This window comes from Pseudonocardia sp. (assembly GCF_050246655.1).
Classification (GTDB): domain Bacteria; phylum Actinomycetota; class Actinomycetes; order Mycobacteriales; family Pseudonocardiaceae; genus Pseudonocardia.
The window spans coordinates 40,315-54,987 of record NZ_JBFWVQ010000001.1 but is presented as its reverse complement, the minus strand read 5'-3'; the positions used below and the strand labels follow the sequence as shown (position 1 = coordinate 54,987).

The following is a 14,673-nucleotide window of genomic DNA, read 5'->3' as shown; positions in this document are numbered from 1 at the left end:
ACGGAGGGTGGACGGGAGGCAGTTCAACGGTAGGTAAACACGACGAACGGTCGACGAGCGGTCGATCGGTCAGCCGCGATCGCTGTGCGTCACCGCCGTACCGTCAGGGTGGCGAGGTGTACACCCTTGTGGGTGGCAGATCCTCACGCCCGCCGCTGCGCGGTGCCCGGCGGCTTGCCGAGGCTCAGCCCCAGCCGCTCGGGCGCGTGCAGGCGCAGCAGGTCCTGCTCGGCACTCATCGGCCGCCGCCGCGCCGTCCGCAGGCTCACCAGCACCATGACCAGGAACGCCGCCGGCACGCTGACGATGGCCGGCCGGTTCAGCAGCACCCCGACCCAGGTCTGCTCGTCCACCATCCCGGTCATCGCGATCGCCACCGCACCCGCGGACAGCACCCCGCCGACCAGCACGCCGGCGACCGCGCCGTGATCGGTGAGGCCTCGCCACCAGATGCCCAGCACGAGGAGCGGGCAGAACGTCGACGCGGCGACCGCGAACGCCAGCGCGACCGCTTCGGAGAAGTCCAGCCGTGTCACCGTCAGCGCGAGGAACAGCGGCACGACGCACGCCGCCGCCGCCGCGATGCGGAAGTCCCGGACCTTGCCGCTGCCGAACACGTCCGTGGAGATCACCCCGGCCACGCTCGCGAGCAGCCCCGACGACGTCGACAGGAACGCCGCCCAGGCACCCGCGGCGACGAGCGCCGCCAGCGTGGCTCCGAGCCACCCGCTGCCGAACACGGCCGACGGGAGCAGCAGCACCGCCGCGTCCGTGTCGCCGCTCACGAGCAGGTGCGGGGTGTAGAGCCGCGACAGCGCCCCCAACAGCACGACCACGATGTAGAAGCCGCCGACGAATGCGAGCGCCCCCACCGCGGTGCGGCGGGCCGTTCGCCCGTCGGGGTTGGTGTAGAAGCGCGCCAGCACGTGCGGCAGGCCCATCGTGCCGAGGAACAGCGCGATGATCAAGGAGTACGTCTCGAGCAGCCCGTAGCCGCCGGGCGTCGACAGCGGCGCCACCCACGCCGCGTCCGTGGACGGCGCGCCCGCGACCGTCGGCACCGGGTCGCCGGCCTCGAAGACCAGCTCCGATCCCCCCTCGACGCGGTGCTCGCCCGGCACCCACGTGAGCGGGGTGGCGTGGACCACGAGGCCGTCCACGACCCCGGTCGCGACGAGCGAGACGGCCTCCGTGACCTCCAGGACGACGTCGGTGCGGACGTCCACCACCGTGCGCTCCACGAACTGCGGCGCCTGCGGCGCCTCCAGGGTGCGGTTCGTGGTGAAGAAGTAGGAGATGAGCAGGATCGCCGGCACCGCGAGCGCGGTGAGCTTCAGCCAGTACTGGAATGCCTGCACGAACGTCACCGACCGCATGCCGCCCGCGACGACCGTGCCCGCCACGACCACCGCGGCCGACACGACCCCCACCCAGGAGGGCAGCCCGCTGATCGTCGCGACCGTGAGGCCCGCGCCCTGCAGCTGGGGCAGCAGGTAGAGCAGCGCGATGATCAGCACGAATGCAGTGCACACCCGCCGCAGCGGCGGCGAGGCCAGCCGGGCGTCGGCGAAGTCGGCGACCGTGTACGCGCCCGAGCGGCGCATCGGTGCGGCGACGAACAGGGAGAACGCCAGGTAGCCGCCCGTGAACCCGACCGGATACCACAGCGCGTCCGCGCCGTCGCGCAGGATCAGCCCGGCGACCCCGAGGAACGACGCGGCCGACAGGTACTCGCCGGAGATCGCGCGCGCGTTGGCGACCACGGTGACGGGCCGCGCCGCCGCCAGGAAGTCCGACGTGCTGCGCGCCCGGTGGGCGAGAGCGCCCAGTACCACGGTGGCGACCGCGACCCCCGCCATCGCCGACAGCGCGACGATCGCGGCGATGCTCACGACATCTCCCGCGTCACACCGTGCGGCCCGTCCACGGGCGACAGTCTGGTCCCCGCAGCGCCGCGCGTCACGCGCAGCAACGGGCGTACCGCCGTTCGGCGGCTGTCGCTGGCCACATGCACCGGATGTCAGTCCTGGACGTGGTCGGCGAAGTTCTGCTCCACGTTCTCGGCGGTGCGGGTGTGCCACCAGCCGAGGCCGAGCAGGAACGGGTAGACGAGCAACCCGAGCATCAACCACGGCAAGCGCAGCCCGAACACCTCGGCGCGCCCGATCACGGGGAACAGCACGAACAGCAGTGGCAGCGCGCCCAGCGTGAGCGCGGCGGCCGCGGCGAACCCCACCGCGATCACGAGCTGCGAGCGGATGAGGCTGCTGCGCAGCAGCCTGCCGACGCCCGTGCCCTCCTGGACGATCTCCACGGTGCGGACCGGCGTCCGCGGGCGCCTGCGCTCGGAGAGCACCACCCGGACCCGCTCCCCGGCCGGGGCCGATGTGTCGGGGTCCGCCACGTCGCCCGGACGGCGGGCGGCCTGCTGCGGCTCGGCGAAGGGACCCGTGAGCGGCCCGGGACCTCCGGCGCCTGGCGGCCGCGACGGGGCGGACGCGGGCAGCGCCACCGGCGCGAGGCCGACGTTCGACGTTCCCGCCCGCGGATCCCGCGGCGCGGACAGCGCGCTGAGCGGGGGCCGGACGGCGGTCGCCTCGCTGCCGGTGTCGGTGGGGCCCGTGGGGGCGAACCACGTCGACGGGGCGGCCCCCGGCGTCCGCAGCGGCCTGGGCGGCGTGCCGAGCCTGCGCGCGGCCTGCCCCGCGCCGCGGACCGGGCGACGCATACGCCTCGGCGGGAGCGACGGGCCTGCCGGCACACCGGGTGCGGCGACGTGCGGGGCGCCGGGGGCGGGTCCGCCGAGGGGCGGCGGGGGCGCGGGCGCCCCGGGCGGCGGCGGGGCCGGTGCGGGCCGGGGGCCGTCCGCGTCGACCGGATGTCCCGGTGCGGCAGGACCCCGTGCCGGACGGCGTGGGGTGGAACCCAACGGGGGGCCGGCGACGGAGCGCGGTACGGTTCCCGCCGATGGCGGGAGATCACCCGGACCGGCGGCCGGTGCGCCGCCTGTGCGCTCGGCGGGCGGAAGCGGCCCACCCGCATGCTGCTCCGCGTCCGGCGCCGCGTGGCGACCGCGGCCGGCGGTGCGGCTCTCGGCGGCGCGGTTCTCGGCAATGCGTCGTTCGATCTCCTTGCGCAGCCACGCGGACGTCCCGTTGCCGTCGCCGTGTCGTCGGCGTCGTGGCGGTGGCCCCGGCCGGCCCGCGGGTTCGCCCCGCGCGTCCGGCATCCGTGGCCCGCTGGATCCGTGCCGATCGGCCGGATCCGGGGGTGACACCGACGGCGCGCCGTCGGTGTCGGTACTCATCGCGCCCTCGGGGGCAGGGTCAACGCTGGCTCCAGGCCTGCTTGGTGGCGCGGACGAGACGGTCCTTCAGCTCGCGGGTGTGGCGGCGGCTGACGGGGAGCTCCGCGCAGTCCGGCCCGCTGCCCACGCGCACCACGTACCCCGAGCCGGAGAGCCGCAGCTCGGTGACGAGCGGTAGCGCGACCAGGAACGACCGGTGGATGCGGACGAACCCGGCGTCGCGCCAGCGGTCCTCCAGCACCGACAGCGGGATGCGGACGAGGTGGCTGCCCTCGTGGGTGTGCAGGCGCGCGTAGTCGCCCTGGGCCTCGACGTAGCGCACGGCCGACCGCGGCACGAGCTTGGTGGTGCCGGCCAGCTCGACGGGGATGACCTCGTCCTCGCTGCCCTCCTCGCGGGCGGGCTCTGCGGCATGGATGGTGCGGTTGGCGAGGATGCGGTCGATGGCGGCGCTCAGCCGCTCGGCGCGCAGCGGCTTGAGCAGGTAGTCCTTCGCCCCGACCTCGTAGGCGTCCACGGCGCGGTCGTCGTGCGCGGTGACGAACACGACCTCGGGCGGGACCGCCATCGACGAGAAGACGCGCGCGAGCTCCAGCCCGTCCAACCCGGGCATGCGGATGTCGAGGAAGACGACGTCGACGTCGGTGCGCTCGACGACGCTCGTGCCGGTCATCGGGTTGACGGCGGTGGCGCGGGCGCTGCCGTTCTGGTGGGCGGCGGCTGCGGGGCCGCGCACCCCCTGGCGCCCGTTGAGGATCCGCAGCGCATCCGTGGCGTCGGACGCCTTGAGGACCACGCCCACCCGAGGGTCCTCACCCAGCAGGTAGGCCAGTTCCTCGAGGGCGGGTTCCTCGTCGTCCACTGCGAGCACGACCAGACCGGAGCTGTCGTTGGTGTCCACGATCCCCTCATCTGTCACACGAACTCACGCCGAGCCGGATGCCGTCCCGACGACCATCGTGGCGGGGAAACCGAGCGAGTGCCAGGGCCCGGCACCGATCGGGTCCGCCGCCGACGGTGGAACTACAGACCGTACCTTGCCCATGTGGCCCTGATCTCAGCCGCCTGGGCGACGTCGAGGAGGCTGTCGGTGACGGAGCGTCTAGCAGCAGGGGCGGCGCCCAGCCCCAGCCGAGCGAGAAGCGGCTTCCGTCCCTCCACCCCCACGAGTTCGGCGTCACCGAATCGCGCCTTCAGGATGCCGCGCGGGGTGCCCAGCCCGTCGATCAGCCCGAGCTCCAGCGCGGCGGCGCCGGTCCACACCTCGCCGGTGAAGAGGTTCTCGGCGGTCCCGCGCAGGCGCTCCCCCCGGCGCTCCTGCACCCATTCCTGGAACAGGACGTGCAGCTGGTCCTGCAGCCCGCGCAGCCAGGCGACGTCCTCGGGCTTCTCGGGCAGGAACGGGTCCAGCCGGGACTTCGATGCGCCCGCGGTGTGCAGGCGGCGTTGCACGCCGAGCCGGTCGATGAGCCCCTCCAGGCCGAAGCCCGCGCTGATCACGCCGATCGAGCCGACGATCGAGGTCGGGTGGGCGTAGATCTCGTCCGCCGCGCAGGCCAGCCAGTACCCGCCGGAGGCCGCGACGTCCTCGCAGAACGCGAGCACCGGCACGTCCTTCTCCGCGGCGAGGCCCCGGATCCGGTCCGCGACCAGCGCGGACTGGGTGGCCGAGCCGCCGGGGGAGTTCACCAGCAGCGCGACGGCGGCGAGTGTCGACGGGGCGAACGCCCGCTCCAGCACCTTGTCGACCACCGAGGCGTTGATCACCGAACGCGGGACGGGCCCGGTGATGGGGGTGATCACCCCGTGCAGCTTCACCATCGAGACGACCGGGCGGTCGCGTTCCCCGAGGCCGCCGGGCAGCCTGGAGGAGAGCGCATCGGGCAGTCGCAGGGACGTCATGGCCTGCACGTTACGCGTGGACCGCGATCACGGGCCGCTCAGGACGCGCGCACGCCCGCGCGGAACTTGGGCACCCGAAGAGTGATCTTCATGCCGTGCCCGGGAGCGGTGTCCACGACGAGGCCGAAGTCCGCGCCGAAGACCGACCGCATCCGGTCGTCGACGTTGCCGAGGCCGACGTGCGCGCCCGAGAGGTGGGCGTCGTCGAGGTCCTCGGTGAGCCGCGCCGGGTCCATGCCGACCCCGTCGTCCTCCACGACGATGACGCACTCGGACCCGGCGTTCTCGGCAGTGATGGTGATCGTGCCGCCGTTGGGCTTGCCGGACAGGCCGTGGCGCACCGCGTTCTCCACCAGCGGCTGCAGCGCGAGGAACGGCAGGACGACCGGCAGCACCTCGGGCGCGACCTGCAGCTTGATGTTGAGCCGGTTGCCGAAGCGGGCCTTCTCCAGCCGGTAGTAGCGGTTGATGTTGTCGAGCTCGTCCTTGAGCGTCGTGTACTCACCCGCGGTGCGGAACGAATAGCGGGTGAAGTCCGCGAAGTCCAGAAGCAGCTCGCGCGCGCGGTGCGGATCGGTGCGGATGAAGGTGGCGATCGTCGTGAGCGCGTTGTAGACGAAGTGCGGCGAGATCTGGGCGCGCAGCGCGACCAGTTCGGCGCGGTTGAGCCGGGCCCGCGACTCGTCCAGCTCGGCCAGCTCCAGCTGCCCCGACACGTACCGTGCGACCTCGGCGGTGGCCCGCAGCAGGGTGGGCCCCGCCGTGGAGTTCGCGACGGCGGCGAGCGTGCCGATGATGCTGTCCTGGTTCTCCAGCGGCACCACGACGATGCCCTTGACCTCGCAGTTCGGGTGGTCGCAGCGGCCGAGCTGGGAGTGCGACTGCACCTGCTGGCGACCGGTCGTGATGACGTCCTCGGCGAGCGCGCGCACGTCGGGCTGGTGCTGGTCGGCATCGCCGTCCCAGCCGAGCGTCTCCGCCTTGTCGTCGGTGATCGCGAGGGCGCTCGCCTCCAGCAGCGTGCGCAGGTACGGCAGCGCGGCCTCCGCCGAGGAGCGGGAGAGCCCCTCGCGCAGCGCCGGGTTGGCCAGCGAGACGGTGTGCAGGGTGCCGAACGTGGCCCGCTCCAGCGGCGTGCCGAACGCCTGGCGGCGGGTGCGCAGCAGCAGTACGCCCAGGACGAGCACGAGGACCAGCAGGCCGACCAGGACGATCAGCGCGACCGGCGACGCGATCAGCCCGCCCATCCGCCGACCTCCTCGTCCAGGGCTCTGCGACCTATTTGACCAGGCGAGACAGCCGCCGGTCCGCCAGCGGTCGTCCCCCCGTCTGACACCCGGGACAGTACTGGAAGGACTTCGACGCGAACGACACCTCCCTGATCACGTCCCCGCAGACGGGACAGGGCAGGCCGGCGCGGGCGTGCACGCGCAGGCCCGAGCGCTTCTCGCTCTTCAGCTCGGCGGCACGCATCCCCACGGAGCGCTCGACGGCGTCGGTGAGCACGTCCCGGGTGGCCGCGAAGAGCGCATCGACGCGCTCGGCGTCCAGGCGCCCGGCGACCGCGTACGGCGAGAGCTTCGCGGTGTGCAGGATCTCGTCGCTGTAGGCGTTGCCGATGCCCGCGAGGACCGTCTGATCCGTGAGCAGGTTCTTGATCCGCTCGGTGCGCCCGTGCAGCAGCGCGGCGAACTCGTCGCGGGTGAGCGCGAGCGCGTCCGGGCCCAGCCGGGCGATGCCGGGGACCTCCTGCGGGTCCGCCACGAGGTAGACCGAGAGCCGCTTCTGCGTGCCCGCCTCGGTGAGGTCGAACCCCGGCCCGCCGACGGAGTCCAGGTGCACGCGCAGCGCGAGCGGGCCGCGCCCCGGCCTCGGCGGGGTGGCGGCGGCCTGGTCGTGCCAGCGCAGCCAGCCCGCCCGGGAGAGGTGGGTGATCAGGTGCAGCGAATCGGCCGGACGGTCGGCGAACTCGACGGCGAGGAACTTGCCGTACCGCGCCGCGCCCGTGACGACCCGCCCCGCCAGCGCCGTGACGGGCGGGTCGAAGGTCTTGAGCACGCTCATGCTCGCGATGTCGACCCGCGCGACCGGGCGGTAGATCGCGTGTTCGCGCAGGTGATGGGCCAGGGCCTCGACCTCGGGAAGCTCGGGCATGGCTAGTTCATGGGTTGCAGGGGGCTGTCGGTGTGGCCCGGGGTGCCCTGGGTCTCGAGCTGCCGCTTGATGATCTTCATCTCGTCGTTGGAGCGGGTCCAGCCGCGCACGAGGCCCTGCCAGCGCTCGGCGGGCTGGTCGTAGGCGCCCACCGTCTCGGCGACGACCTTCCACTGCCGCCGCAGCACCCACCGCACCGGGAAGAACCCGATGATCACGATGATGATCAGCCAGAAGAACCACGGGAAGTGGGCGTTCTGCGGCAGCCAGAAGAAGAACACGATCCACATGAGCAGCAGCGACGAGAGGATGAAGATGGCGGCGCCGCGGCCGCCGTCGACGTCGTGCTCGAACTGCTCCGCCTCGTTGTAGGGCGGACGCCACTCGATGCTGCGACGCAGGATCCACTCGCGCCGGTACAGGTCGAAGACCTTGCGGGACATCTCTTCTCTCGCCGTCCGCGTCTCGTGCCCGGCCGCGGCGGCCGGACCTTTCCACTCTGGCACAACCGGGGCCGGGACGGGTGCCGGCGCGGCTCAGCGCGCCCAGGTCAGGGGCAGCGAGGTGAGCCCGTTGATGAAGTTGGACGTGAGCCGGCGCGGGGTGCCGTGCAGCGCCACCGGCGGGAGCGCGAGCAGCTCGGCGAAGAACGCCAGCATCTGCATCCGCGCGAAGGTCGCGCCGAGGCACAGGTGCGGCCCCTGGCCGAACGCGAGGTGGTCGTTGGGCTCGCGGGCGGGGTCGAACGTGAACGGGTCGGCGAAGTGGCGCTCGTCGACGTTGGCCGACACGTGGTAGACGACGACCTTGTCGCCGCGGGCGATCCGTGTGCCCGCCAGGTCGACGTCGCGGGTGGCGGTGCGGCGGAACGTCAGCACCGGCGGGTGCAGCCGCAGCATCTCCTCGATCGCGGACGGCAGCAGGCGGGGGTCGGCGCGCACCCGCCGGTCGGCGTCGGGGTGCTCGGCGAGCAGCAGCACCCCGCCGGGCAGGGCGCTGCGGACGGTGTCGTTGCCCGCGACCACCAGCAGGAAGAAGAACATCTCCAGCTCGGTGGGGGACAGGCGCTCGCCGTCGACCTCGGCGTGGACGAGTGCGGTCCACACGTCGTCGGCGGGTTCGACGCGCTTGCGCGTGGTCAGCTCGCGGGCGTAGCCGAACATGTCGGCGAGCTGCGCAGGCGAGCGCGGGTTGACCGGCCTCCCGCCAGCGTCGTGGACGGGCACCGCGTGCTCGGGGTCCTGGTAGCCGATGACCCGGTTGGTCCACTCCAGGAGGAGGCCCCGGTCGGCGGGTGGGACGCCGAGCAGGTCGGCGAGGTTCTGCAGCGGCAGGTCGTCGGTGACCTCTCTCGCCAGGTCGAACGGGCGCCCGCGCACTGCCTCCAGCAGCGTGCGCGCGCGGTCGCGGACGGTGCCCGCGAACCGCTCGAGGCGGCGGCGGGTGAACGCCGGGGTGACGAGCCTGCGCAGGCGCAGCTGCTCCGGCGGGTCCATGTTGAGGATCATGCGGCGGATGAACGGCAGGTCCGCCGGGTCGGGGTCGCGGATCTGGGTGGCGCCGAGCCAGGAGGAGAAGTCCTGCGGGGTGCGCAGGACACGGCGGACGTCGTCGTAGCGGGTGACGGCGTGGAACCCCGGCCCGGCGGGCCAGCTCCCGACCTCGTGCTCGTCCTGCCAGCTCACGGGATCGGCGTCGCGCAGGCGGCGCAGGGCGTCGTGCGGGATGCCGCGGGCGAAGACACGGGGATCGAAGACGTCGATGTCCACGGTGCCGTCTTACCCGCGAGTTCCGCATCTCGCCGCCGCGAGTTGCGGATTCCGTCAGGCCGAGTTGCGCATCTGCTCAGCCCGCGGCGGCCCCCTTCCAGTCGACGAGCTGCACGATCACGCCGTTGGGGTCGCGCACCTGGAACGCGCGCTCGCCCCACTCCTCCTCGATGAGCGGCATCGTGATCGCGACGCCCTCGGCCTGCAGCCGCGCCAGCTCGCCCTCCAGGTCCTCGACGACGAACGCGAGGATCAGCCCGGACGCGTGGTCGTCGCGCTGGTCGGCGGGGAGCGTCGGCAGGCCGCGGCGCAGGAAGACCACGCTCATGCCGGCATCGGGCCGGGTCAGCGAGGCGAACCCGTCGGCGGCCATCTGCTCGGTGAACCCGAAGTGCCGGGCGAGGAACGTGGCGGACGCCGGCACGTCGTCGACGTTCAGGGACACGGCGGACGCGGTGATCTGCACGGAGACTCCTTCCTTGTACCTTGTACTCTGTACATAGTACAGAGAAAGGGCGGCGATGGACGACCTGCTGCGACTGCTCTGGCGCGAGGGAGCCGGGACGCGCCGCGGACCGCGCCCCGGGCTCAGCGTGGACGCCGTCGTCGACGCGGGCATCGCGATCGCCGACGCCGCGGGCCTGGACGCCGTCACGATGCGCCGGGTCGCCGACCACCTCGGCGTCGCACCGATGACGCTCTACACCTACGTCCCGGGCAAGGCCGAGCTGCTGGACCTGATGCTCGACGCCGTCCTGCTCGCGATGCCGCGCTCCGACACCACCGGCCGCCCCTGGCGCGAGCGCGCCGAGGCCGTGGCCGCGGAGAACAAGGCCCTCTACGACGCGCACCCGTGGGCCGCCACCGTCGCCACCGTCCGCCCGCCGCTCGGGCCCGGCCTGATGGCCAAGTACGAGCACGAGCTGGCCGTGTTCGACGGGCTCGGCCTCGACGACGTCGCGGTCGACGCCGCGCTCACCCACCTGCTCAACTTCGTCCGCGCGCTGGCGCGTGACGCCGCCGACGCGCGCGCCGTCCGCCAGGCCGCGGCCACCACCGACGCGCAGTGGTGGGCTGCGAACGCCCCGTTGCTGGCGCGGGTGCTGGACGCGGCGGCGTACCCGCGCGCGGTGCGGATCGGCGCCGCGGCGGGCGAGGCCCAGGACGCGATGTACGACCCGGAGCGCGCCTACGCCTTCGGCCTGCCCCGGTTGCTCGACGGACTCGCGGGCCTGCTCAGCTGATGTGGCGGACCTGCGGCCACAGCTGCGCCCAGGGCGCGACCCGCTCGCGGCAGATCCACACCGGGGTGCCCTGCTCGTCGTTGTCCAGGCCCACGCCGTTGTCGATCCGGGCGGCCGGTTCGACAACGCCGCACCATCGTCGAAGCCCCGCCTCGTCGTACCCGACGACGACCGCCGACCGCGCCTCCTCGGGCGGCACGCGCCAGTCCGCGTACGCGTTGTGCCCGCTGTAGGCAGGGCCCGGCCCGAACCGGTCCACCGCGCCGGCCTGGCCATAGTTGGCGGTGAGCACGACCGAGCCCGGGACGCCCGCCTGCACGGCCGCGACCGTCGCGGCCAGCTCCGGCCAGCCCACCTGCTCGCCCGCCTCCCCGTAGATCTGCGGGACGGGCGTGGCCGCGAGGTCGCGGGCCGGTACCAGCGGCAGCATCAGCACCGCGGACGCCACCGCCGTCACCGCCACCGCCGTCCACGCCACCCAGCGGTGCCGCAGCCACGCGAGTACCGGCTCCGCCCCGGCCGCCAGCAGCAGCGGGTACATCCCGGCCAGGTAGTAGGGCTTTCCGCCGGTCACCAGGAACACCAGGGCGAGCAGGACGTACGCCACCGCGAACGCGCGGTGATCGGGCTCGCGGGCGAGCCGCCACCAGCCCGTCACCCACACCGGCACCAGCAGCAGGCCCACCAGGACGAGCTGGAACGGCACGAACAGCCACCACGGCTCGCTCGACCCCGAGCTCCCCTCGGCGATCGCCGAGGACAGCTCCAGCAACGGCCACCCGTGCAGCGCCTGCCAGACGAGGAACGGCGTCCACAGCAGCAGCGCCACGAGCCCGGCCAGCCATGGCCCGGGCGAGCGGAGCACCGAGCGCGGCCCGGCGAGCAGCAGCCCCGCCAGCAGCGCGGCGAGCAGGAACGCCAGCAGCGCCTTGTTCTGCAGGCCCACGCCCACGACGAGCCCCACCGGTAGCCACGAGCAGCCGCGCAGCGCGCGCAGCACCAGCCAGCAGACGGCCGTCCAGGCGAGCAGGTCGAACGTGGAGGTCGACAGCAGGTGCCCCACCGCGAGCGGGAACGCCGCCGCCGCCGTGCATGCCGCGGCGAACGCCTGCGCGCCCCGTCCCGCCCCCAGCTCGCCGGCGATCAGGGCTGTCACCAGCACCGTCAGCCCGGCCGCCACCGCCGGGGACAGGCGCAGCCCGACCAGCGACTCGCCGAACAGTTCGGTCGCGACCCGCGCGACCAGCGGGGTGAACGGCGGCTGGTCGACATAGCCGAACGCCGGATGCCGACCCGCCTCCAGGAAGTAGAGCTCGTCGCGGTGGTAGCCGTAGCGGCTCGCCGTCGCGAGCAGGACCGCCGTCGACGCCGCCGCGAGCGCACCGACCGGGCCCCACGCCACGTCCCGCGTCACGACGCCCATCCTGGCGCACGGCCCCGCCCGGTGGCCTCGAACACACGTTCCGGGGCGTGCATACCGCGGCGGCACCGTGCAGACCGCCCACGGTGTGTGCCGGCACCCGACGGTGTGCACGGGCGGGTGGGGCACCAGCACGCCAGATCCCGCCCGCGCAGCTCGCGGCGGACCTCCGCGACCCGTTCGGGATCGGCGAGCAGCCACTCCCGGTGTCGCGCGACGGCCTCGGCCCGCCCGTACTCGCGCAGGCGGAAAGGGGCGGCGGTGTCGTGTTCGTCCAAGACGCCACACCGGCAGGTAGCCACGCTGGACGCCATGGCGATCATCGAAGGAAGGCCCGAGGGCTACACCACGCTCACGCCGTTCCTCGTGTGCCGGCCGGCGGCCGAGGCGATCGAGTTCTACCGCGCCGTCTTCGGCGCCACCGTCGTCGAGCGGATGGACGGCGCCGACGGGACCGTGCTGCACGCCGAGCTCGACCTCGGGGTGGGGCGCCTCCAGCTCGGCGACCCCTCGTCGGAGTACGGGCTGGTGGCTCCGGAGGGCGACCGCGCCTGCGTCAGCTCCTCGACCTGCGTGTACGTGCCCGACGTCGACGCCGCCTTCGCTGCGGCGGTCGAGCGCGGGGCGACGGTGCGGGAGAAGCCGAGCACGTTCGTCACCGGCGACCGGTTCGCCTCGGTCGTCGATCCGTTCGGGCACCGGTGGGCGATCATGACGCGCGTCGAGGACGTGCCGAGGGAGGAGGCGCAGCAGCGGCTCGCGCAGTGGGTGGCGAGCCAAGGCTGAGGGGTGGGTGGCCGACGGTTCCGGCGATCACCATGCCGCGGCAGCGCCGGTCCCGCTGCGGGTGTCGGCGGCCGCCCGCAGCAGGCCGTCGCCGCGGCCCACGACGCACAACCGGCCCAGCGCCCAGGGCCCCGCGTCCGTCACGGCGTGCCCGCGACGGCGCAGCGCGGCAAGTGTCTCGGCCCCCAGCCGCGACTCCACCACCAGGCCGCCCGGCTTCCACCCGCGCGGGGCGAACGACGAGGGGAAGCCCGTCGTGTGCCAGGTGGGAGAGTCGATCGCGGCCTGCAGGTCCATCCCGCCGGCGGTGTGGGCGAGCCAGAAGCAGAGTTGCCACTGGTCCTGCTGGTCCCCGCCAGGGGTGCCGAAGGCCAGCCACGGCTCGCCGTCGCGCAGGGCGAGGGTGGGCGAGAGCGTCGTGCGGGGACGGCGGCCCGGCGCGAGCGACGACGCCAGCCCCGGTTCCAGCCAGAACATCTGCGCGCGCGTACCCAGGCAGAACCCGAGCGCTGGGATCGTCGGCGACGACATCAGCCAGCCCCCCGACGGCGTCGCGGACACCATGTTCCCGGCGGCGTCCACCACGTCGACGTGGACGGTGTCGCCGCGGTGGCGGCCGTCCGGCTCGGGGAGCGGGTCGCCGCCGCCCTCGCCCCCGACTTCGCCCCCGCCCCCGCCCCCGCCCTCGCCCTCGCCCCCGCCCCCGCCCCCGCCGCGAACGGCCCGTTCGGGAAGTAGGTCTTCCCGTACGTGCCGTTCGCGCGCAGGGGCGGTGGTCGCGGTGGGCTCGCCCAGGCCGGCCCCGCCCGCGGCGCGAACGGCCCGTTCGGGAAATAGGTCTTCCCGTACGTGCCGTTCGCGCGCGGGGGAGGCTGCTGCGGCGGCGGGCACCCGCGGCTGCAGCCCGCCGGGAGCACCCGGCCGCAGCTCCCACGACGCGTCGTCCCCGATCAGCGCCCGCCGCGCCGCCGCGTAGGCCGGATCGAGCAGCTCCTGCATCGGCACGGGTGCGGTGTCGCCGTACCAGGCCTCGCGGTCGGCGAACGCGAGCTTCGCGGCCTCGACCACCCGGTGCACGGTGTCCGCGGCGGCGATCCCGTCCGCGTAGGCGTCCACACCGAGCTCCCCGACGAGCTGCACGGACTGGGCGAGCACGGGCCCCTGCGACCACGGGCCCGGCTTGGCGAGCGCCCACCCGCCGCCCGCGTCGACGAGCACGGGCGCCTCGTAGCTCGCCGACCAGCTCGCCAGGTCCTGCGCGGTGAGCAGGCCCGCATGCTCGGCGCCCGTGTCGTCGCGGACCGGTCCGGCGCAGAACGCGCCGATCTCCACCGCGACGAACCCGCGGTACCAGGCGTCCCGCGCAGCATCGATGCGCTGCTCTCGGGTGGCGCCGCGGGCGGCGTCGAGCAGCCGCTTCCAGGTGGCGGCCAGCGCGGGGAGCGCGTGCCGGGTGGTGGGAACGTCGCCGCCGGGCAGCCAGGTCGCCGCCGACGACGGCCAGTGTGTGCGGAAGTGCCCGGCCACGGCGCCGATCGCTGCCGCGATCTGCGGTACCAGCGGGAAGCCGCCCGCGGCGTAGCCGAGGGCCGGGGCGAGGACGTCCGCGAGCTCCCAGGTCCCGTGGTCGCGCAGCAGCACGAGCCACGCGTCCCACGCGCCGGGGACGGTGGCCGCGAGCAGGCCGGTGCCCGGTACCTCGGTGACCCCCTCGTCGTGCATCCGCTCGATCGTCGCCGCGGCGGGGGCCGGGCCCTGGCCGCAGAGCACCCGCGGTGCCGGGTCCGTGGCGGTGACGAACAGGACGGGGACCTCGCCGCCCGGCCCGCACATGTGCGGCTCCACGACCTGCAGCACGAACCCCGCCGCCACCGCCGCGTCGAACGCGTTACCGCCACGGGCCAGGACGCCCATCGCGGTGGTGGTGGCGAGGTGATGGGTGCTGGACGCTGCGCCGTGCGGGCCGCGCCGCTCGTGGGTGCGGGGTGCCATGGGCCGATCCTTCGCGCCCCGGGGCCGCCGCGCACGCCCCGCCCGCCGCCGTGCCGGGCGAACGAGCGGCGCGTTCGTCCCACTGAGTTGGACGAACGC

At 74.1% G+C, this 14,673-nt stretch carries 14 protein-coding genes; 2 read left to right on the top strand and 12 right to left on the bottom strand.

Annotated elements, in window-relative coordinates; translation table 11 throughout:
* Positions 1-143 precede the first annotated feature (143 nt).
* The 9 genes from AB7J25_RS00250 to AB7J25_RS00210 form a co-directional block, all read right to left on the bottom strand.
* The gene (locus AB7J25_RS00250) at positions 144-1,892 is read right to left on the bottom strand and encodes a cation acetate symporter (protein ID WP_428503664.1); all 1,749 of its coding nucleotides are present in this window, start codon (positions 1,890-1,892) and stop codon (positions 144-146) included.
* Between the two features lie 128 nt (positions 1,893-2,020).
* Positions 2,021-2,728: a hypothetical protein gene (locus AB7J25_RS00245; RefSeq protein WP_428503662.1), complete on the bottom strand. Its 708-nt coding sequence runs from the start codon at positions 2,726-2,728 to the stop codon at positions 2,021-2,023.
* A gap of 598 nt (positions 2,729-3,326) precedes the next feature.
* On the bottom strand, positions 3,327-4,208 hold the full coding sequence (locus tag AB7J25_RS00240; RefSeq protein WP_428503661.1) for a LytR/AlgR family response regulator transcription factor: 882 nt from the start codon (positions 4,206-4,208) through the stop codon (positions 3,327-3,329).
* Positions 4,209-4,330: 122 nt separating this feature from the next.
* Complete coding sequence (locus AB7J25_RS00235) at positions 4,331-5,200, bottom strand: S49 family peptidase (RefSeq protein ID WP_428503876.1); 870 nt, start codon at positions 5,198-5,200, stop codon at positions 4,331-4,333.
* Positions 5,201-5,247: 47 nt separating this feature from the next.
* On the bottom strand, positions 5,248-6,456 hold the full coding sequence (locus tag AB7J25_RS00230) for a sensor histidine kinase (protein ID WP_428503660.1): 1,209 nt from the start codon (positions 6,454-6,456) through the stop codon (positions 5,248-5,250).
* Positions 6,457-6,487: 31 nt separating this feature from the next.
* On the bottom strand, positions 6,488-7,363 hold the full coding sequence (locus AB7J25_RS00225; RefSeq protein WP_428503658.1) for an Fpg/Nei family DNA glycosylase: 876 nt from the start codon (positions 7,361-7,363) through the stop codon (positions 6,488-6,490).
* 2 nt (positions 7,364-7,365) lie between these two features.
* The gene (locus tag AB7J25_RS00220) at positions 7,366-7,806 is read right to left on the bottom strand and encodes a hypothetical protein (RefSeq protein WP_428503656.1); all 441 of its coding nucleotides are present in this window, start codon (positions 7,804-7,806) and stop codon (positions 7,366-7,368) included.
* Between the two features lie 93 nt (positions 7,807-7,899).
* Complete coding sequence (locus AB7J25_RS00215; RefSeq protein ID WP_428503874.1) at positions 7,900-9,126, bottom strand: cytochrome P450; 1,227 nt, start codon at positions 9,124-9,126, stop codon at positions 7,900-7,902.
* 82 nt (positions 9,127-9,208) lie between these two features.
* Positions 9,209-9,598, bottom strand: coding sequence for a VOC family protein (locus AB7J25_RS00210; protein ID WP_428503654.1), 390 nt, complete (start codon positions 9,596-9,598; stop codon positions 9,209-9,211).
* Between the two features lie 55 nt (positions 9,599-9,653).
* On the opposite strand from AB7J25_RS00210, the gene AB7J25_RS00205 reads away from it, so the two are divergent.
* The gene (locus tag AB7J25_RS00205) at positions 9,654-10,376 is read left to right on the top strand and encodes a TetR/AcrR family transcriptional regulator C-terminal domain-containing protein (RefSeq protein ID WP_428503652.1); all 723 of its coding nucleotides are present in this window, start codon (positions 9,654-9,656) and stop codon (positions 10,374-10,376) included.
* On the opposite strand, the gene AB7J25_RS00200 is transcribed toward AB7J25_RS00205, so the two are convergent.
* Both AB7J25_RS00200 and AB7J25_RS00195 read right to left on the bottom strand, forming a co-directional pair.
* Positions 10,369-11,790, bottom strand: coding sequence for a glycosyltransferase family 39 protein (locus AB7J25_RS00200; RefSeq protein ID WP_428503650.1), 1,422 nt, complete (start codon positions 11,788-11,790; stop codon positions 10,369-10,371). The two genes, AB7J25_RS00205 and AB7J25_RS00200, sit on opposite strands and share 8 nt — an antisense overlap.
* A complete protein-coding gene (locus AB7J25_RS00195) occupies positions 11,787-12,110 on the bottom strand; it encodes a DUF4326 domain-containing protein (RefSeq protein WP_428503648.1) in 324 nt (107 codons plus the stop codon). The genes AB7J25_RS00200 and AB7J25_RS00195 overlap by 4 nt, the downstream gene beginning before the upstream one ends.
* Between AB7J25_RS00195 and AB7J25_RS00190 the strand changes: the two genes are divergently transcribed.
* Positions 12,109-12,582 (top strand): VOC family protein, encoded by a 474-nt coding sequence (locus AB7J25_RS00190; RefSeq protein WP_428503646.1) that lies wholly within the window; start codon positions 12,109-12,111, stop codon positions 12,580-12,582. The genes AB7J25_RS00195 and AB7J25_RS00190 overlap by 2 nt on opposite strands.
* 27 nt (positions 12,583-12,609) lie before the next feature.
* Here the strand turns inward: AB7J25_RS00190 and AB7J25_RS00185 are convergent, their stop codons facing one another.
* On the bottom strand, positions 12,610-14,574 hold the full coding sequence (locus AB7J25_RS00185; RefSeq protein ID WP_428503644.1) for a gamma-glutamyltransferase family protein: 1,965 nt from the start codon (positions 14,572-14,574) through the stop codon (positions 12,610-12,612).
* Between the last annotated feature and the right edge of the window lie 99 nt (positions 14,575-14,673).